The 20,045-nt window shown below is 41.0% G+C and carries 14 protein-coding genes and 1 pseudogene; 7 read left to right on the top strand and 8 right to left on the bottom strand.

Annotated features, from left to right (window positions below; genetic code table 11):
• Positions 1-12: 12 nt before the first annotated feature.
• Entirely contained in the window at positions 13-1,599 is a 1,587-nt protein-coding gene (locus tag ACOB82_RS01970; protein WP_448211261.1) for a glycogen synthase, read from the top strand.
• Positions 1,600-1,614: 15 nt separating this feature from the next.
• On the opposite strand, the gene ACOB82_RS01965 is transcribed toward ACOB82_RS01970, so the two are convergent.
• Together ACOB82_RS01965 and yghU are read right to left on the bottom strand one after the other, a co-directional pair.
• Positions 1,615-2,373 (bottom strand): substrate-binding periplasmic protein, encoded by a 759-nt coding sequence (locus ACOB82_RS01965; RefSeq protein WP_448211260.1) that lies wholly within the window; start codon positions 2,371-2,373, stop codon positions 1,615-1,617.
• Between the two features lie 94 nt (positions 2,374-2,467).
• The gene (gene yghU / locus ACOB82_RS01960; RefSeq protein WP_448211259.1) at positions 2,468-3,355 is read right to left on the bottom strand and encodes a glutathione-dependent disulfide-bond oxidoreductase; all 888 of its coding nucleotides are present in this window, start codon (positions 3,353-3,355) and stop codon (positions 2,468-2,470) included.
• A 258-nt stretch (positions 3,356-3,613) separates the two neighbouring features.
• Between yghU and ACOB82_RS01955 the strand changes: the two genes are divergently transcribed.
• From ACOB82_RS01955 to ACOB82_RS01945, 3 genes are all read left to right on the top strand, one after another.
• Positions 3,614-4,045: an SET domain-containing protein-lysine N-methyltransferase gene (locus tag ACOB82_RS01955; RefSeq protein WP_448211258.1), complete on the top strand. Its 432-nt coding sequence runs from the start codon at positions 3,614-3,616 to the stop codon at positions 4,043-4,045.
• A gap of 86 nt (positions 4,046-4,131) precedes the next feature.
• Positions 4,132-4,761, top strand: a complete 630-nt coding sequence (locus ACOB82_RS01950) for a class I SAM-dependent methyltransferase (protein WP_448211257.1) — start codon at positions 4,132-4,134, stop codon at positions 4,759-4,761.
• A gap of 188 nt (positions 4,762-4,949) precedes the next feature.
• On the top strand, positions 4,950-6,392 hold the full coding sequence (locus ACOB82_RS01945) for a transporter substrate-binding domain-containing diguanylate cyclase (protein WP_448211256.1): 1,443 nt from the start codon (positions 4,950-4,952) through the stop codon (positions 6,390-6,392).
• Between the two features lie 22 nt (positions 6,393-6,414).
• Here the strand turns inward: ACOB82_RS01945 and ACOB82_RS01940 are convergent, their stop codons facing one another.
• From ACOB82_RS01940 to ACOB82_RS01920, 5 genes are all read right to left on the bottom strand, one after another.
• Positions 6,415-7,383 (bottom strand): aldose epimerase family protein, encoded by a 969-nt coding sequence (locus ACOB82_RS01940; protein WP_448211255.1) that lies wholly within the window; start codon positions 7,381-7,383, stop codon positions 6,415-6,417.
• Between the two features lie 127 nt (positions 7,384-7,510).
• Positions 7,511-9,505 (bottom strand): alpha/beta hydrolase family protein, encoded by a 1,995-nt coding sequence (locus tag ACOB82_RS01935; protein ID WP_448211254.1) that lies wholly within the window; start codon positions 9,503-9,505, stop codon positions 7,511-7,513.
• A gap of 255 nt (positions 9,506-9,760) precedes the next feature.
• Positions 9,761-13,831 (bottom strand): cobaltochelatase subunit CobN, encoded by a 4,071-nt coding sequence (cobN, locus tag ACOB82_RS01930; RefSeq protein WP_448211253.1) that lies wholly within the window; start codon positions 13,829-13,831, stop codon positions 9,761-9,763.
• A complete protein-coding gene (locus ACOB82_RS01925; protein WP_448211252.1) occupies positions 13,831-14,172 on the bottom strand; it encodes a DUF2149 domain-containing protein in 342 nt (113 codons plus the stop codon). The genes cobN and ACOB82_RS01925 overlap by 1 nt, the downstream gene beginning before the upstream one ends.
• Positions 14,172-14,702, bottom strand: coding sequence for a MotA/TolQ/ExbB proton channel family protein (locus ACOB82_RS01920; protein ID WP_448211251.1), 531 nt, complete (start codon positions 14,700-14,702; stop codon positions 14,172-14,174). The genes ACOB82_RS01925 and ACOB82_RS01920 overlap by 1 nt, the downstream gene beginning before the upstream one ends.
• 395 nt (positions 14,703-15,097) lie before the next feature.
• Here ACOB82_RS01920 and ACOB82_RS01915 point away from each other — a divergent pair, with 395 nt between their 5' ends.
• Entirely contained in the window at positions 15,098-17,296 is a 2,199-nt protein-coding gene (locus tag ACOB82_RS01915) for a TonB-dependent hemoglobin/transferrin/lactoferrin family receptor (RefSeq protein WP_448211250.1), read from the top strand.
• A gap of 376 nt (positions 17,297-17,672) precedes the next feature.
• Positions 17,673-18,518, top strand: a complete 846-nt coding sequence (locus tag ACOB82_RS01910) for a pirin family protein (protein ID WP_448211249.1) — start codon at positions 17,673-17,675, stop codon at positions 18,516-18,518.
• A gap of 324 nt (positions 18,519-18,842) precedes the next feature.
• Here ACOB82_RS01910 and ACOB82_RS01905 read toward each other — a convergent pair whose 3' ends face one another.
• Positions 18,843-19,718, bottom strand: coding sequence for an ATP-grasp domain-containing protein (locus ACOB82_RS01905; RefSeq protein ID WP_448211248.1), 876 nt, complete (start codon positions 19,716-19,718; stop codon positions 18,843-18,845).
• 207 nt (positions 19,719-19,925) lie between these two features.
• Here ACOB82_RS01905 and ACOB82_RS01900 point away from each other — a divergent pair.
• Positions 19,926-20,045, top strand: a pseudogene (locus ACOB82_RS01900) (IS1595 family transposase); the annotation flags it as partial.

Raw genomic sequence — 20,045 nt, 5'->3', positions numbered from 1 at the left:
CACAAATAATTTATGGTAAATATACTTTTTGCCGCGGCAGAAAATGACGCATTACCCAATGGTAAAGTCGGGGGAATAGGCGATGTTATTCGAGATGTTCCCCACTACCTCAGTGATAATAACACCACTATTGATGTTATTACTCCCAGCTATGGCATGCATGCCAAGCATCCAAATGCACAGCAGGTATTAAATTTTACCATACACTTTTGCGGTCAGCCGCAGGTTATCGAGCTCTATCAAATTCAAATACCAGCGCCATCATTTTGCCAAGGTCAGATAAATCAATGGGTATTAGAACATCCTATTTTTAGTAACGGTGGGGTTGGGAATATTTACTTTGACGATGGTCCCAATAGACCATTTGCCAGTGATGCCAGCAAATTTGCTTTATTTTCGTTAGCCGTTTGTCATCTACTAGCTAACCAATGGCATAGCCGAATCGATATAATTCACCTTCATGACTGGCACAGCGCTTGGGTTGCGATATTACGTGCATTTGCCCCTGAATTTGAATGCTTGCAGCAAAAACGGACGGTCTACACTATTCACAATTTATCATTACAAGGTATTCGGCCGATTGCCGATGATGAATCATCACTAAACCATTGGTTTCCACAATATAACCTTGCCCAACCAGCGGTGATTGATCCGCGCTATACCAATTGCGTTAACCCCACGCGTGCCGCAATCAACCTAGTTGATGCAGTCCATGCTGTTTCCCCAACCTATGCTCAAGAAATTTTATTACCGTCTGATCCGACACAAGGTTTTATTGGTGGTGAAGGACTCGAAGCCGACTTATTTCGCGTCCAAGAACAGCACAGGTTGTTTGGCATTTTAAATGGCTGTGAATATTCAGAAACTCCATTAGCCTCAAAAGCCGATCCCGAACAACTATTAAAGCTATTTTTTGATTCTGCTGAACAGGCATTAGCGCGTTGGAGTAGCCAAAGTCCGCACCAAGCATCTAGCCATTTTACTGCCAGTGAACGTATTTATCAGTGGCAAAAAACACCTTGTAACGGCCCTATAATTACTAGCGTTGGCCGAATAACTTCACAAAAAGTTGCGATTTTGTTGGTAGATATCGCGGGAAAAACCGTACTTTCACATCTGTTAAATTTACTGGCTTATTCAAACAGCCGTCTGATTATTTTAGGCTCAGGTGAAAAACATTTAGAACAGCAAATACATCAAATTATCAGCGAGCATGATAATGGCTTATTTTTAAATGGTTATGACAATGCGTTGTCAGAATCGGCATTTGCGCTAGGGGATATGTTTTTAATGCCCAGCTCATTCGAACCATGTGGTATTAGCCAGTTACTAGCTTTGCGCGCAGGTCAGCCATGTATTGTCCATAAAATTGGTGGCTTAAATGATACCATTAGCCACGGTGAAACTGGCTTTTGTTTTAACGGAGATAATCCACTCCACCAAGGACAGGCGCTGATCGATACCGTAGAACAAGCAATTAATTGCTTTCTCCATCAACCAGAGCGTTGGGCAAAATTAGTGGAGAATGCTAAAGCAACGCGATTTGACTGGCCGTCTGTTATGCCAGCATATCGAAAGCAGCTGTATAAATTAAGCTAAACAACTAGGGCTAAATTAATGACCCGCTTTTGGCAGCACTTGCCATTTATCTAATAGCTGTTGAAACTGCCCTGCTGCGATAAAACGGCTAAGTTCTTGATCAAAAGCCTTTGCCAGTGCCTTATCGTGCAAAGCGGCACCATAATTTGCTTGTGGAAAAATAGGGTGAAGATTCAGCGTTAAATTGGCATCAAGTTCATGGGCTATGTAGGTTAACAAGCGCTGCTCGCCAATAACCAAATCTGTACGGTTATTCATTAATAACTTAACTTGAATTTCTCGTTGCGCCATTTCGATATATTGCGAATGTTTAACCGCGTTTTTAAAGTCATCGCCTAAAACAAATTTGGCATGCTCATAAGCGACTATCCGTCGGTTTTTTAAATCCGCCAGTGAATTAACCACTAAATTTTCCTGAGCTAGCGAAATCGCAATATCTTTGAACGGTAAATATTTCTGAGTGTATGTCGCGGTATCTGATTGAAATGCCGCGGGACTTACCATATCAAACTTTCCAGCATTGAACTCATGGATAAGCCGGTTATACCCTAATAACTGAAAATTGGTTTGGTAGCCTAATTGGCCAAATACCGCACGAATGGTTTCAACATCAATGCCAGTAACGCCTTGTTCGTCATCATAATATGCCCATGGCTTACCTAAGTTTACGGCAATTTCTAGGGTATTTTCTTGTGCCCATGCTTTTTCAAAAAAACCATGCGTAGCCAAATTAGCGACAAATATATAAATCGCGACAACAAGTACTTTTTTCATTTACTGCCTAGTCTGCTTTCCATTGCCATTACTCAATAATAGCGGGATTTTAACTGATAAAACATAAGGATTTGAGCTTTTGAAACTCGTATCACTAATCAACGTTCGACAGTTTGTCCTGCGTTTTTAATTCAAAATCACTGGCATCATGGCGCTCATGTAGTTGCTCATTTAACTCACCCCAGGCTCGATTAACCATGCGGCCGCGCTTAACGGCTGGACGCTTAGCAATTTTTCGTGCCCAGCTTGTCAGATGTTGATATGAACTAACATCGAGAAATTCAGCAGCATTATATAAAGCACCTAAGACTAGCTCACCATACCAAGGCCAAATTGCCATATCTGCAATAGTATATTCTTCACCGCACAAATATTTATGCTCGGCTAAATGTTTATCCAATACATCAAGTTGGCGTTTTATTTCCATGGTAAAACGATTTATTGGATACTCAAATTTTTCAGGTGCATAAGCGTAAAAATGACCAAATCCCCCACCAAGATAAGGCGCGCTACCCATTTGCCACATTAGCCAAGAGAAGCACTTAGCTCTCATTTTAGCTTCGACTGGCATAAAGGTGGCAAATTTTTCGGCTAGATAAAGTAAAATCGCACCAGACTCAAATACCGGAATAGGGTTATTAACATCCGATTGATCAACTAACGCCGGAATTTTTGAATTTGGATTAACACCAACAAACCCCGAGCTAAACTGATCGCCCTGCATAATATCAATAATAAACGCATCATATTCTGCGCCACTAAAGCCCGCCGCGAGTAACTCCTCTAGCATTATGGTCACTTTTACGCCATTTGGAGTCGCTAAAGAATACAGTTGAAGTGGGTGCTTACCGACTGGCAACTCTTTATCGTGAGTTGCTCCTGATATCGGGCGGTTAATATTGGCAAACTTACCACCACTTTCACTGTCCCATATCCACTTTTTCGGTGGCTCATACGCTGATTGATTTGACTTATCTGACATAAAAAACTCCTTAGAAAATCGATTTTAAGGTAAATAGAACTTACTTTGTTATAAGTTATAGTGACTTACTTTCCGATAGTTTAATTACGCGTTAACCAAAGCCTAAACTATTAAACCTCAACAAAAAGATTAAACACTAAGGGGTAACTTACGACCTTAACACTGTTTTAATGATAAACGTTGCCGCTGACCATTTATAATTGAGCCTAATTTAACCTATGCTATGGTTAAAGTGCTACAGAATACGGGAAACTAAAAATGATAAAAACCCCGAAAGTATATATAAAACAAGTATCGTCTTCGATTGGCCGTGGCGTTTTTGCTAGGCAAAACTTTACCAAAGGGCAAGTTGTGGAGGTGGCGCCAGTTATTTTACTTTCCGGTCAATACCAACAATTTCCCATTGAAATAAAAGATCGAGTATTTAATTGGGGACATCTTACCAATACCGCGCCAGTGAGCGCTTTAGTATTAGGCTACGGCAGTATTTACAATCATGCCAACCAGCCAAACTTGCGCTATGAAGCTTGCACCGAACAAAAAACATTGAGCTTTGTCGCATTAACCGAAATAGCTGAAGGTGATCAATTAACCATTCACTATGATGAAGCTAGTGGTCAACATCAAGCATCAGCCAACGACTGGTTTGAACGACATGATGTTATCCCACAAGTATTAGTGAATAAGTAAGCAAATGCTTGAAAATAATTAAACTAGCCAATAACACCGTTTAACGCTAAATTTATCAGCGAATTGCTTTATATCTTCTATTTATTATGACTGAGTTAGCAACCCACTGGGATACGATTTACCAGCAAAAAACTGATCAGCAACTTGGCTGGTATGAGGCCGATGTTGAGCAAACATTAAGGTTTTTAGCGCCTGCCAAAATTGGACAAGGCAGCCAAATTTTTATTCCAGGTGCAGGTAAAACATTGCTGATTGAACACCTTAACGAACTAGGTTGCCAATTAATATTAAACGATATAAGTGAAGCAGCACTTAAGTCATTACGAGAGACCCTAGTGCAGCAGCCCAAGTTGAACCAGTCTTCGGCAATACGCTATTTGCATCATGACATTAGTCAGCCAATTCCTCAGCCGCCGCAAGTGGATATTTGGATTGATCGCGCGGTATTGCATTTTTTGCTAACAGAACAAGCTATTGCTGGTTATTTCGATAATTTAAGCGCTATGGTTAAACGCGGTGGCTATGTCATGTTGGCTGAGTTTGCAGCAAATGGTGCTGAAAAATGTGCTGGCTTAGCTGTCCATCGTTATTCATCAGCAGAATTAAGCGAGCGCATAGGCAGCGAATTTAGTTTAATTAGCCAACAACACTATAACTTTATCAACCCATTTGGCGAAGAAAGACCATATATTTACTGTTTATTCAAACGAAACTAATTATTAAAGCGCTGCTACGTAGCAACGCAACGTTCATCAAAGTTTTCCACTCATTGAGTATCAGTAAAATAACAAACAACAGCTATTTCATTCATTTAACTTCTACCGATATTCGCTTGCTTTAACTAATGTTTATCGCTAACTTGGAAAATAACTTACATAGAAAATAAAATCGTCAAGTTTGTGGTATGGCGTTAAGCATTATTGGATGTGCTCATTTGCGTACTATATTTATCACAATAATTTCAGCGATTTTATTACAAGCGTTTAGCGCTAACGTTCAAGCGGAAACTAAGGCGCTACGATATTGTATTGATCCTAGTTGGGAACCTTATGAATATTTGGTTGACGGTAAACACGCCGGTATTTCAGCTTATTATTTAAAGCAAATTGCTAAGCACGCTAACCTAGAACTAACCCTAATAAGTACTCCAAGTTGGAAAGCTTCACTTGAAGCGTTAGAAACTGGCGACTGCGACTTAACACCACTATTGAACTACTCAGAACAGCGAGCTAAGTCGATCAGTTTTTCCGATCCTTACTTCTATGCGCCAAACGTTATATTTGCTCATCAAAGCCATCAATTAATTGGCAGTTTATCAAGTGTTGATAATGAGCGAATAGCTGTAGTTAAAGGCTATCGTTTAGAGAGTTATTTATCCACGCATTATCCGAATTTTAAATTAGTGACAGTAAATTCTGAGCTAGAAGCGTTAAGCATGGTAAATAACCAAGAAGTTGAACTGTTTATTAGCTCTTTTTACGGGGCAAACTTTCTAATTCATGCACAAGACTTGACCAACCTACGCATAGTTGGCGTAGCTGAAGTCAAAGATCAACTACGCATTGGTCTTACCCACCAATTTAGCGACTTAATTCCCGATATCAATCAGGCGATTGCTTCACTAACCGATGACCAACATCGCACTGCATTTCAACTATTAGAGCCGGTTAAATTAATATCTCAACAAAATTATACCTTGGCTTGGCAAGTTTCCTGTTTGTTTTTAGCTGTCATTATGGGGCTATCTATTCGCCATTATTACACCTTAAAACAGCGTAAAATATTGGCTACGAAGAATAGTGACTTACAACAATTGAAATTAATATTGGAAAATAAAAATCAACAACTTGAAGAAATGGCAGTAAAAGATCCTTTAACTAAGCTCTATAACCGCCACTATTTCACAGAAAAAACAATTGAGTGCATCAATAATTTTCACCGATATCACACCAACTGCTGCATGATTTTATTTGATATTGATGACTTTAAAAAATTTAACGACGACTTTGGCCATCAAACCGGCGATCAAGTACTTATTGAGCTTGGTAGCCAATTACAAAAAAGTGCAAGGAATACTGATTTTATTGCTCGTTGGGGTGGTGAAGAATTTGTCATTATTTGTCCGGAGACGACTATCGATGAGGCGATGTATTTAGCTAAACGTTTCCAACAAAATTTACATAATGCCAGCCAACAGTTGCCTAGCACAGTAAGTTGCAGTATCGGTATCGCGCAGTTAACGACTGACGACAATGAACAAACTTGGTTTAGTCACACTGACAACGCGCTGTATCAAGCTAAAAGCGAAGGGAAAAATACCATTAGGGTTTATCAGCCCGCGAATTAACCTGCAGTTTTATCCCCCACTGTTATTCAACACTTGGTCTGCCATCCATTTTCACTAAACGATAGCTAATATGCACCTTAAACGGATCTTCCGGTGTCGTTAGATAAAACGGAAAGTTATCGACATTCGGGCTATTCGGATAAAACTGCGGCTCTAAGCAAATACCCGATGACGGCACAAACTTACCGCCTAAATGTTTACCGGTATACACTTGCAAAGCTGGGTATTCACTAGTGACATGCAGTTGCAACTGTTTATCAGGGCTAATTAACACCGCTTGTGCTTCTTCCACTGGCCGGGTTACGACAAAATTGTGATCTAACTGGTCTTTGACATTGTTAATGTCTAACTTTCTTGGCTGGCGATAATCAAAACGCGTACCGTCAACGGGCAATATTTCCCCTGTTGGGATCATCTCTTCATCAACTGGAGTATAACTATCAGCAAAGATTTGTAGGGTATGGCCTTGTGCATCATTATCAACACCTGCCAAATTGAAATAAGGGTGAGTTGTCGGCCCAACAATGGTTGTTTTTTGCGTGGTAACTTTAATATCAATATCTAATGAACTGTCGTTATTTAAATGATACGTTACCCAAAATTTCATTGCTCCTGGGTAGCCATTGAAGCCGTCACTGAGCTCACATTTAAGCGTTAACACTTGCGCTTCTTGGGCCACCAACTGCCAGTGCATATTGCTAATACTGTCTTTGCCACCATGTAAATGATGCTTACCTTCGTTTGCCTGTAATGGGTAATGTTTATCGTCAATGGCAAACTCTGCATTAGCAATGCGGTTAGCAAATGGGCCAACTAAGGCACCGTGGTAAAAACTATCGTTTAGGTAATCACTTAGGTTGGCATAACCAAGAATAATATTCCGACTTTCTATGCCGACATCGGTATGCCATTGCAGTAGTCGAGCACCGTAATTAGAAATACACACTTCATCGCCAACGGCGTTGCAAAGTACAAACGAACGTAAATCCATGTAACCTCTTTTGCTAACAACTCGCCTACTTATGACTTACCAGCTTAAGCATCACAAGTGACGAGTTATTATAAAATCAATTGCATCTAGATTTTCGTTTATCTCCATGAATGTCAAGTTAAACAAGCTAGGGCGCTTTTTGAGGTGCTGAATCCTTCATTAAGTGTTTATCTAAAAACTGCAGTACTTTCTGCATATAAGCTTGTTGATTTTCAGGTAAAAAGAAGCCATGACTTTCATTAGCTACAGAAAACCACTCATAAGGCTTGTTCGCTGCATCTAACGCATCTTTGAGCCGTTCAACATGTTCAAACGGCGCGCGACGATCTTGCTCGCCATGAGCAAGCAAAATAGCGGCTGAAATCTGCTTAGCATGATAAATAGGTGACATAGACTTTAGCTTAACTTCATCGGTACCTAAGGTTTTGGTTAAATACGCTTCACCGTAAGCAACAACAGGTACATCTCCTTCTTCAAACATTAGTGGTAAGTCATAAATTCCGGCATTAGCAACCGCACACTTGTAGGCTGCTTGATACTGCGTAATACTGCTGATGGCAGAGTAGGCACCAAAACTACTTCCCATAATACAAGCATTTCCTGAACGTGCTTTGCCTTGAGCAACAGCCCACTGGTATGCTTCATAAATATCCTGTTGAATTTTTGTGCCCCAGTTTTGGTAACCTGCCTGCTCAAATGACTTACCAAACCCTTCTGAACCACGAAAATTAACTTGTAAAACTGAATAGCCATTTAGCGCCAAATATTGTACTTCTGGTGAAAAATGCCAGTAATCTCGTGAATGAGGACCGCCATGAACCAGTAATACTAATGGCGCAATTTCACTAGCATCTGCAGCTTTAGCTTGCGTGAAGTAACCGGTAATAGTTAGGCCATCAGAAGCTTGAAAACTAATTGGTTGAGTCGTAGCAAATTCTGAAGGTTTAACTTTGGGGTAGTAACTAAACAGCGATGAAAGTTGATTGTTCTTTGCATCAAATAGATAAAATTTTCCAGCTTCGACATCAGATGACACCATGACGATAAAATATTGCCCGTCACGACTATGGCTAGTGATATTAACTTTTTTATTGGGAAAGGCCGCCACTAGATTTCTAAAAATAGCTGCTTCAAAGTGTTCTTGATCGATAATAATGTATTCTGGGTAGCCGTCATCTACCCTTAAAGCATAAATACTATTAAAATCAGAGCTATATTCAACACCCGAAATATCAACAATTTTATCGGTAAAAATATGCTGTTTTTCACCAGTAGTTAAATTGATTTTATATAAACCTGTAAAGTTGCGTTCGGCATTATCAAGTGCATAAAGGTAGTCGCCAGAATTATCAAATGTCAGTGGCGTAAAATCATCACCGATGGTTGAGGCTGGAATTTGTCGCCATTCACTATTTTCGCGAACAAATACTTGCCCTTTTGCTTGTTTATCAATGCCAACCACAACTTTAATTTCATGATCGTTGTTCGTTAAAAATCGCGCATAAGGAATGGGTGAACCGGCAATACGCTTATTCTTAATTTTGCCGTTGTAAATGTTTAATTGATAGACAGATGCCAGTCGATCACCTTGAATATCCCAAGGTGTTGAGCTGATCAATATATGATCTTCGTCTTCAGGTAATAAATCTATAATTTCGGCCCAGCCTAATATTCGCTCCTTTTTCTTAAATTTACTGCCACCAGAGCTTGCGGTGATTTTATCGAATGAACGATAGCCATAAATCATTTCCCCCATTGAACCATCAATATTTACCGCGAAAAGTTCACCATAATAAGCTGGATTTTTACGCCATGGCTCTCTTTGATAAACCTTAACGACAACGCGCTCATTATTCGCCCAATAAAATTCGCCAACCTCGTTTTGTCCCGGTAATTTTGCCCCGCCAATATACTTCATGGTTTTGCGCTCTAAAAAAGCTAAAGCGCGCTGACCATCCATATCCATAGCAACCGCTAAATGCTTGCCATTAGGTGATATTTTTACTTCCTGATATTTAGGAAATTCGAATAATTGTTCCCATTTATTGGCAAATGACGAAGGTGAGGTAATAACTAATAGTGAGAGCAATAAGCATATAGTTTTAAACTGCAGCTTAAACATTGTAATGATCTCCTTATCCTTGGATTTTTATAGAAATAAGTAGTAGCAATCGGCAGCTAATTTTTCTCAAACAAGCCTGAGCATAGCCATCCATTGCTAACGCTCTTAGAGTGTAACAAATTATGTATTCGTGTCAAAAACACAAAAAAAGCATGCACTTGTGAATAAATGCATGCTTTATTAGGTTGTTAAAGTTTAACTCTGCCGCTTTAACGCATCCTAAACTACGCAGTAGGTTAAGTTTAGCGACTTAAGCTAGGCTGCTTTTGCGAACGGCTGTTCTTGGCTATCGATCGTTTGCAGAGATTTCGGTTTTCGCTCAAACCACTGGTGAACACCACCAGACAGCATAATCAGCAATAACCAATACAAAGCGCTGTAGTCAGTTTCAATGGGTTCTGATTGCGCTTGTTGTTCTAACTTTTGGCCACTAACTTGTTGTGTTTGCTGATCAGCTTGTTGATTTTGCTGTGGGTTTGGCGGTGTTGGTTGTGCTAGCGCCTTAGCCAAAGCTTGAGAAAGTGGTGTTAAACCATAACCTGCAGCGGCTGCGTCCATATACTCATTGAACTTATCGTTATCGGTTGCAACGTCAAAGGTTGCCGCTAATTCGGTATAGGTTCCCACCATTTTTTTGATGGTCTGCTCATCAGTTTGCCAATAGCCTTTGCGCACCGCTTCTAACATCCGTTCAATAATTTGCGCCAAACTCTCAGGGTTTGCCTGTTCAAAAAACTCGCGCATATCCAGTTGGTATTTATCTTCAACATAAACCTCAAAGAATTCCTGCCACTGATCATCGCGGATTGCTTCTGGAGTCATTACTTCCCAGCCCCACATATTGTTCATGCGATCTAAAATGGCAGTAGCGCCAGCATAACCAGAATCTTGCATCGCTTTTATCCAACGAGGGTGAAAATAGCGGCTGCGCATTTCCTGATTAACAAATTCATCAAGCGTTTGAGTTTTTAACTGATCTTTTTTACGTAAATTACTAACGTACATTTCAGGTGTTTTACCGTCTAAATGCCTAACCGCAAGCCCGATGCCACCAAAATACTGGAATGGATCGTCATTGGTCATTAGCGCATAAAGATTCGTTGAACGTGAAAATACCACGCCGTCGGTACCAGAAAGCACTTTATTATATAGACCTTGCCCCTCACCAAAAACATCGCCCACTTGCTCAGACCAACGCTTTTCATCATGCCCGTAAGCATAACCCATACGTTTTAAGTACAAATTCGCCATTTTATCATCGGTTTCCCACGTCCCCGAAGCTAACGCGCTGCCCGCTAAGCCAGTACCATAGTTACCGGTTTCATTAGAAAATATCCGAATTGATGATAAGTAATCGGCATCATCTGGCGATTGCCCTTGGCTTAATAACTCAGTTTTTAAGGCATTAGCATGACGATAAACAAAGTTATTGTCTTCTTTCATTTTCGCCACTTTATCAATGGCTTTTGCCAGCCACAACATGACATTAGGAAAGGCGTCACGGTATAAACCGGTCGCGGAAATCACCACATCTATCCGTGGGCGACTTAACTCGCTCATCGGGATAACTTCGGTATCAATCACATTGCCCTGACGATTCCATTTCGGCTTTAACCCTAAGGCATGGAGAATTTGCGCTTCTAACGCGCCGTGGTGGCGCATGGTTTCCAGTGACCACAATGAAAACGCGAGCTTTTCTGGGTAGCGACCATGCTTTTGCACATAAGCATCAATGGTTTGATTCATCAAAGTCACACCAGCATCATACGCTTCCTTTGATGGTACTTTTGCTGGATTAAAGCCAATTAAGTTACGACCAGTGGGCGCGGCGTTGGGGTTGCGAATGGGGTCACCACCATAGCTGACGGGAATATATTTGCCCTCAAGTGCTGCCAGTAAATTAGTGATTTCGGCAATACCTTGAAAATTATCCCAATACTCTTTTGCTAAATTAAGATCAGCGTTGAGTTGCTCACTTACACCGGCTAATTTTTCAGGGGTATTAGTAAAAATCTCGAGCAGTTGGTAACCTTCAAGTGCTGCCAAATTACGAACATTGCGCTGATCGTATTGCTCAGTTTCTGCCAGCGTTAAACCGTTGGCTTGTTCATAGTCAGCGGCGCGAGCAGTAAAGTCCTCACCTAGCATTTGCAACATAGTAGTATAAAGATGAGCGTCTTTAGGAAGTTTGCCAAACGTATGTACGCCAAGTGGCTGACTCATTTGTGCTAGTGCTGTTAAATGATCCTGAATTTTGATCACCTGATTATCAAAATCCGCCTTAAGTGTCGCTTCATCCATTGATAAATCTTTCAACATATTTAACGCTGTTGCTGAACTAATAATTTCAGCTTGAGTATTGGCTTTAGTTTGCCCTGCTTCCAACATTAAATAATTGGCAATTTTTTCATTAAGCTCAGCCACTTCCGTATAAAGGCCAGCTTTTGCAAAACCTGGGGTTAAATGACTGATCATAGTTGCACGACCACGACGCTTAGCCTGCATCGCCTCACCAACATTGTCGATGATATAAGGATAGAAAACCGGAATATTACCAATCGCTAGGTTTGGCGCATCATACACTGATAAACCGCGCTCTTTACCAGTTAACCATTCCTGACTACCGTGAGTACCCAAATGAATAAAAGCATTGGCGCCAAACGTTTCCCTCGCAAATAAATAAATCGCTAAATAGCTGTGATTAATCGGCGTTTTTGTACTGTGATAGAGCGAGGCATGTTCTTTTTCCGATTCACCGCGCACGCCTTGCGGCAACACAATCATATTGCCTAAGTTCATTCGTGGGATAACAAACGCAGATACTTGTTCACCTTTTATCATCGCATTGCGCAACATGCCACTTTCTTCAGGTCTGCCCCAGCGCTCAATAATCGGCTGTTTAACTTCATTCGGTAAGGCATTAAACCAGTTAAGGTATGTCGCTAGTGGTAAATAAGCCGCTAAGTCTTCGGCAATTAGCGCTTCGGCATCTTCACCACGATAATAAGGGCGCAGCAATTTACCGGCAGATTCAATTAAATAATCGGCCGCTTTGACATTAATATTGTAACCTTGCGCTTTCATTGCGCGAGCAATTTGCTCAATTGAAGACGGCACATCTAAGAAGGCGGCACCGATATTTTTTTCACCTGGCGGATAATTCCAGATAAAGGTCGCAATTTTTTTATCGCTATTGTTGGTATGAGCTAAGCGTGCATGGTTATAAGCACGCTCAACTAAGGCATCAAGTTGATAAGGAATACTGATTTTTTCACCTTGATGATTCGCAGCAATAATGGTTGGATCGGCACTGCCGGTGTCTTCTGGCATCACTAAGAAAAATGGCGTTAACCCCGGTGATACGCCAGCATTATCCGCTTCAAAGTCGCTAATATCGCCGTCAGTGTAATTAAGCGCATGAATGACCGGAATGCCTAATTTTTCAAATTCACCTCGACGTTTTTCAACATAATGCAATGAGCGATAATTGATGATGAGGTTAGCGCGAGTATTACCTGATTCAGTCATCAATAGATCAGTATAATTTAGCGCTTCATCATTACCTTCACCATCACCTTCAAAATAAAAACCATAAGCTTTAGCGCCTTTTGCTTCGAGTTTGGTAATGACTTCATCAACAATTTGCTGCTGCTCATAATCAACCACGCTACGGTGAATACCAATGGCAATCACTGGCTGGTTGATAGTAGGCGCTAAAAATTGAAAAAATGCCGCTTCATCGTCTGTGATCTGGGCATTTACACCATTCACCGTAAAGTTCGGATGATATAAACCAACATTAGGTACTTTTTGGGGGGATGAGGCCATTTCAGGTGATAGCTTAAATACCTGATTCGACAAATATTTCATCAAGTTATGATAATTATCTCGACCGGCATTATTGTAATATTCACCAATCAATGCCTGTTGCTCTACGCTTAAGCCTTGATTCATCGCATCATTGGTTAAATCACCCAATGAAATCACAGGCACATTAGGGTAAGCCGATAATTTGCTTTGATATTTAGCAAACATAAATTTTGATAGCGCCGGGTTGATACCATCTAACAAAATCAGTGATGCTTGACGCCAATCAGCATCAACCTCTTGGTCAGACTTACCCTTAGTCGAGTAATTGATTAACTCAAACGGCTGATTTTTAGCTAAGGTCAGCAGCAAATCACCTTTTGGTTTTGATGTATGTGATGACATCATCAGCAGCACTTTGGGTTTATTATCATTAGCAACAAAGGCAAGTGCTGCCGGTTGCATGACTAACCACACGCTTAATAAGGCAACAAAATTAATGATAAATTTTTTCATCATTATTGCCCTCCTGCGCTTTCACCTGAGGCGTCATCGCCTTCGGGCACATAAACAAAACTGCCATCTGCCATTTTATAGGCGACACCAGCGCGCAAACCTTCACCTGAACCAATATCGCCAGTCGCTTTATATTGTTTAATTTCTTTACCCTTTTTCACGATCACTTCCATATTCGGTTTACCGGCATTTTTAACCACAGTGACATCATCGCTAGAAAAAACTGATAACGGATTTTGTGCCAGCGCTATTAGCAGCGCGGCAATAATGACCAGAAATACATCCACTAAATTTACCGCGCTGACAATCGGGTTTAACTCTTCATCATCATCTAAAAAGCGCACTATGCCTGACCTCTAATTTTGCGGACATTAATCAGCTCATTGGCACACCAGCGCTTTCTAACTGATGCCGGCCAAAAGGTAATTGACGCTATCACTAAGCCCCAAATAACAGCGGCAAACGCGATAATTAAGTTCTCACTAATTCCTTGAATATTGCCATCTGCCAACGCTTGTAATGCCGGCCCCATCGGGATCATCGTAGCGATAAGCCCCAGCATCGGCGCAATACGCGTGACCACGCGTAACGTTTCCAACTGCTTCAAGGCAAATACTTCCAGTTCATCTTCGCTCGCATTTGGGTTGGCAACAAAATAATTATGAATGGGATAACCCGCCAGCCACTGCCCTTGTTGCGTTTTAACCTGCTGAACATAATTTAAGGCATTGCGTTTTCTGACCAGCCACTGCGAGACAAAGCGGCCAACGGCATAAAGTGAATAAATTAATAGTGCCACGATGATTAACAGCACGGGCGCCATTAATAAGGTCGAGACATCGGCCATTAACGTTTCAATTAGTTGGATATTCATTGTTGTGTATTTACCTCTTATTCCTGCAAGGGTTTCTGATCAGTGTTCCTAGCGAGGATTCAAATTACCTATTTTGATGGTGCCAAACTTTATAACAGCCAAACCATAAATTCAAATGATAATTGTTCTTATTTGTGTTTACTTTTGGTTTTTCTTGTGTATGCTAAAAAACGATTAGAAAAAACCAAGAGCAATCTTGGACGATTGAAGCCGACAGATACCAATAGGCAGCTGTTTAATTTGCGTGAAAAGCTTAAGCTCCTTTTCACTGGTAATCCCCCTTACCAGGTCAAGTTAATGCCTTGCGGTATCTTTTTATTTGCCGCGCTTATGCCAATAGTTCATGAGGACATGGTCACTAATGCATAAGCACTAGTTATAGGAAAATTGAAGTTATGTTTAAGCCAACACCTAAGGTGCTAGCTTGTGCGGTTGCTGCCGCGTTAACCACACCGTTTGTATTCGCTGATGAGTTTGATGTCGCACCTGAAGCGGTTGCCCAAGATTTAGAAGTGATTGTAATCAGTGGTTCACGCAGTGAAAAAGCGTTAAAAGATGTTGCCGGTAGTATTTCTGTCTTAGGTCAGGAAGACATTGAAAAACAAGTGATCAGCGATATGAATCAGTTGTTTAAATACGACCCTAGTGTGCAAGTAACCGGTAAAGTTGGCCAAGCACAAAACTTCAATGTTCGCGGCATGGGTGGCGATCGTGTACTGATTGTAAAAGACGGCATGCGCATGAACGAAGGCTATGGTGCCAATGGCTTAAACGATATTGTTGGTCGAGGCTTTATTGATACCGACACCTTAAAACAAGTAGAAGTAGCAAAAGGCGCTGCTTCATCACTTTATGGCTCTGATGCCTTAGGCGGCATTATTGTTTTTACCACCAAAGATGCCAAAGACTACTTAACCGATGGCGAAAGCTTAGGTGGCACAGTAAAGCTTGGCTACAGCGATATTGATCATCAATATAATCTAGGTGGCACCTTAGCTGTTACCTCTGGTGATTTTGATCACTTATTTAACGCCAGTATTCGTAACGGTGAAGAGCAGCAAAATTATCAGGAAAGTGAGCAACCTTTTGACATTGATTCTCACAGTTTGCTTTATAAAGGTAAATACCAGCTTAATGACACTGATCACGTAACGCTAACAGTAGATTTATGGCAACAAGAAACGAAAGGCGACAGCGCCGATGGCTTACTTGCTTATTTTAGAAGTTTAGCCGCCTATGGTTATAACATCAGTGAAGAAAATTCGCTAACTAAGAAAAATACCGATTCTTATAAACTGCGCTATCACGGTGAAAGCAGTGCTGGTTTTTACGACCAAATCAACCTAAGTATTTACTCGAACACTAACGAGCAAGTTGATAAGGAATATGCCTTACTTGATATTAATGCCCCGATGTTTGGTGTTGTTGAACTGCGCGACATGTTCAAAAATTCAAGCTACAAACAAGAAACCATTGGCTTTTTATCGAGCGCGTCATTAAAACTCAATGAAATGCACACAATTGGCTATGGTCTTGATATTGAAAAATCGACGTCTAAACGCCACGAATTTAAACTTTATGAAGTTGAAGGCATTGCCAAGCCTGGATACCCACAAGAAACCGATAAATTCCCGCGTACCGATACTTTTAGATCTGGGCTATTTATCAATGATGAAATTAGCTTATTGGCAGGCCAATTAATTGTTACCCCAGGTATGCGTTTCGATATCTATGAAATGGATCCTAACGGCGCATTAAAAACCGACGGCAGTGCGTTTAAAAAGTTTGATGAAAACCATACCTCGTTCAACATTGGCGCGTTATACAAAGTTAACGAGATGTTCAATGTCTTTGCCCAATATGGCCAAGGTTTTAAAGTGCCCGCTTACGATTTGGCCTATATCGAGCACTACAATCAGGCGACCTCGACTTACCTTTACGAAATTGTCCCTAGTGATGATTTAAAGCCGGAAGAAAGTGATAGTGTCGAATTAGGTTTGCGCGGCCATGTCGGTGACTTCACAGTCAATGCCGCAGTATTTTACAACGAATACAAAAACTTTCTGGCAACCCAACTTATCAGCAGTGAAACCGTATTGGACAGTGATGGCAACTTTGATTATCAACACGATACGTTTCAATACCAAAACCTTGATTCAGTCACCATCAAAGGCGCTGAAATTGGCGCAACGTATTATTTAAATAATCAAATTTCATTGTTCGCTAATGCGAGTTACCAAGATGGCAAAGATGACCAAACCAATGACTATATTCGCAGTATTTCGCCATTATCAGGTATTGCGGGCTTAAGTTATGCGGGTGAGCGTTTTAACACCGAACTCATTGTTAACTGGGCTGATCGCATGACAAAAGTAAATGAAGGAGAAGCAAAAATTGCCGGTTACGGCTCGGTAGATTGGTTAGTGAATGTTGATATCACCAACGATGTTACCTTCAACTTATCAGTCACAAATTTACTTGATAAAGACTATGTGAAATTTGCCAATGCCGCAGGACATGCGCAAGACAACTCACTCGCACATTTAGCTGAAGCAGGTCGCAGTTTTGTCGCCAGCATTAAAGTAGCATTTTAATTTTAGGCCATTAGTAATAAATAACAGTAACCGAACATCTCCCAACGATGTACATGCAATGTAATTGCATACTTTGACAGCGCTCTTAACCCAAGACGCACTTTTGCCCACCCTTAGTACTATTAGCGGTGGGCTTTTTTCGATAATGCACAAATTCATTAAATGCCTTTAGATTACACCTAATTTGGAAACAATCTATTGCCAGTTTTGCGGTTTGTTATCAGTCAAACAAGCAATACACTATGCTTAAATCAACGGTTATCACTACCTAGCGAAATGGTTCAAGCGACCAACTCGCTAAAAAACTAGTCAGCAAAATGTTAGCAAGTAACGTATTAGTGACTAGCAGTAATAACATAAAGTGCAAGGCATTATCATGAATCAAACCAAAGAATTACGTCATATTACACTTGGTCAACCGGCCTCAGATGGCGCCGGCGTTAAGTTAACTCGCCTGATTGGCAGCCATGAAGTTAACTTCCTCGACCCTTTTTTAATGCTCGACTATTTTGAGTCTAATAACGCAGACGATTACATTGCCGGCTTTCCTCCGCACCCGCATCGCGGCTTTGAAACGGTCACCTACATGCTGGCGGGGAAAATGCGCCACCAAGATAGTGTCGGTAATGAAGGAGTTATTGAAAAGCACGGTGTACAGTGGATGACTGCGGGTCGCGGCATTATTCATTCAGAAATGCCCGAACAAACTTCTGGCCTAATGCAGGGCTTTCAGCTTTGGGTAAACTTACCCGCCAGCCATAAAATGATGGCGCCAAATTATCAGGAATTCCCAGCCAACGATATTGCCGTTGAACAAGGTGACAACGGCCAAGTAATTCGCGTGGTGTCAGGCACCACAGATAAGGGCACACAAGGGCCAGTAAAAAACAGCTTTGTTTCGCCAACTTATATGGACATTACCTTGCCAACAGCGCAGCAGTTTAACCAACAATTACCCGCTAGTGATAACAGCTTTATTTATGTGATTTCTGGTGAAATTACCATAGGAAGTCAGGCGCGGACATTAAAAGCAAAACAGCTAGGTATTTTAACGTCAGGTGATAGCGCTCAGGTAACTGCCTCAACTGATAGTCGATTTTTACTAATATCAGGGCAGCCGCTTAAAGAGCCAGTCGCTAAAGGCGGACCTTTTGTCATGAATACCCAAGAGGAAGTGTTACAAGCCTTTCGCGATTATGAAACCAATCGGTTTCTAGCGTAAGTTGTCAAATACGAAATAATCAATTTACATCTGCTTAGCAAAATATCTGGATGATAAATAAATTGCAGCTGTTGTTGGCTGGAAAAGCCAGCAAAGTTCAGTTAGCACAGGGAAGTGCAATCTGAACGTCAGCTCGATTAATTTATTTAACAAACAGAAAAATATTTTCAAGCAGCGCGTGGAGAGTCCAGAGAGGGAGTCGCGTAACCCCCTCTCTGGGTGCTGTCGTCACCGCAGCAAGTACTAAACGAATAAATTAACAAAGCCAGCTACTAGTTGGCGATATAACGCCAATTTAGCAGTCAATCTATATTTGAAATTAACCTAGATCGCCAAACGATGCATTTTTTGATCAAATGCTTTGGCAAAGCGCTCTGCAGAATCGGGATCCATATTAAAATACAACGACGGCTCAATCAGCTCAGCTTCCATCAACGCAAAACTTGCCCCTTCGCGAACGAAATCAACACGCGCATATAGTGGCATTGAGTTAAGTGCCTGCATGGCGATGTTGGCTTGGCGGATTAATTCATGTTCTGGTTCAACAGTTTTTAGGCGACCGCCGTGTTCTTCTTGCACCCGAAAGTCATCGGCTTTTGGCGTTTTTAAAATTGCATGGCTGTACTCACCATCAAAGAAAAATAATGAATATTCCCCTTCAACAATGACACTTTCCATAAATGGCTGCACCATGAATTTGCGGGTGGCAAAAGCCTGTTCAAGCTCTACTTGATAAGATGAAAAATTGTCTTTAGTTAGCCAAAAGGTATTATCGGCATTGGCACTAATACGAGGCTTTAACACAATTTGGTCTTGCTTAAAATGCTCAAAATAGCCAGCCACCGCGTCGAAATCAAACTGTTCCTGCCATAGCGTTTTAACAATATTAACGCCTTTTTGTTCGAGCTCTTTTAAATAACTTTTATCAATATTCCACTGAATAATGTCCAATGAGTTTTCCAAGTGCGCGCTGGAGTTTTCAATTTTTGCTAACACCGCAAGAAAAGCGTCGGCATCATCTTGATAGTCCCAAGGCGAGCGGACAATGACAGCATGATAGTCACCCCAGTTGACCTCAGTTTTTCGCCAAGAAACCATTTCCGTATGCCAACCTAGTTCGGCCAAAGGCTCAATCAATAATTCATCATAGGCTTCAAAATTTTCTAAACTATCCATAGTTAAAATGGCGCAGCGTTTCATGTTGTCTCACTTTACATTGATAAATTTGCCAAGAGTTTATAAGAATCTCTGGCAAACTGACAGCACGATATTATATTGGATACAAAATTTATGCATGATTTTTGGTACAGACAGAATTACTATATAACGAATTTGCTAAAATTTAAGGCTATGTTCCCGTAAATTGTTGCTATACTGTATGTAGATACAGTTAACGAGGGTTTACTCATGATCCCAGCACAATTTACAAAGCTGATAACCGAGTTAGAAAACTTAACGGATAGCCAAGCCCGTTATGTAGAGAAGCTGCTGAAAGGCACGGATAGCACCTCACAGTTGATATCAGAG

The organism is Colwellia sp. MEBiC06753 (assembly GCF_053470325.1).
Note: the sequence above shows the minus strand (reverse complement) of the source record. Positions and strands in the feature narration are given on the sequence as shown.

What these genes read in the sequence shown, in the direction of transcription:
- ACOB82_RS01920 (WP_448211251.1), bottom strand. Translation starts at nt 14,702, where the DNA reads ATGAATATCCAACTAATTGAAACGTTAATGGCCGATGTCTCGACCTTA.
- ACOB82_RS01950 (WP_448211257.1), top strand. Translation starts at nt 4,132, where the DNA reads ATGACTGAGTTAGCAACCCACTGGGATACGATTTACCAGCAAAAAACT.
- ACOB82_RS01970 (WP_448211261.1), top strand. Translation starts at nt 13, where the DNA reads ATGGTAAATATACTTTTTGCCGCGGCAGAAAATGACGCATTACCCAAT.
- ACOB82_RS01915 (WP_448211250.1), top strand. Translation starts at nt 15,098, where the DNA reads ATGTTTAAGCCAACACCTAAGGTGCTAGCTTGTGCGGTTGCTGCCGCG.
- ACOB82_RS01905 (WP_448211248.1), bottom strand. Translation starts at nt 19,718, where the DNA reads ATGAAACGCTGCGCCATTTTAACTATGGATAGTTTAGAAAATTTTGAA.
- cobN (WP_448211253.1), bottom strand. Translation starts at nt 13,831, where the DNA reads ATGATGAAAAAATTTATCATTAATTTTGTTGCCTTATTAAGCGTGTGG.
- ACOB82_RS01945 (WP_448211256.1), top strand. Translation starts at nt 4,950, where the DNA reads ATGGCGTTAAGCATTATTGGATGTGCTCATTTGCGTACTATATTTATC.
- ACOB82_RS01965 (WP_448211260.1), bottom strand. Translation starts at nt 2,373, where the DNA reads ATGAAAAAAGTACTTGTTGTCGCGATTTATATATTTGTCGCTAATTTG.
- ACOB82_RS01940 (WP_448211255.1), bottom strand. Translation starts at nt 7,383, where the DNA reads ATGGATTTACGTTCGTTTGTACTTTGCAACGCCGTTGGCGATGAAGTG.
- ACOB82_RS01955 (WP_448211258.1), top strand. Translation starts at nt 3,614, where the DNA reads ATGATAAAAACCCCGAAAGTATATATAAAACAAGTATCGTCTTCGATT.
- ACOB82_RS01935 (WP_448211254.1), bottom strand. Translation starts at nt 9,505, where the DNA reads ATGTTTAAGCTGCAGTTTAAAACTATATGCTTATTGCTCTCACTATTA.
- yghU (WP_448211259.1), bottom strand. Translation starts at nt 3,355, where the DNA reads ATGTCAGATAAGTCAAATCAATCAGCGTATGAGCCACCGAAAAAGTGG.
- ACOB82_RS01910 (WP_448211249.1), top strand. Translation starts at nt 17,673, where the DNA reads ATGAATCAAACCAAAGAATTACGTCATATTACACTTGGTCAACCGGCC.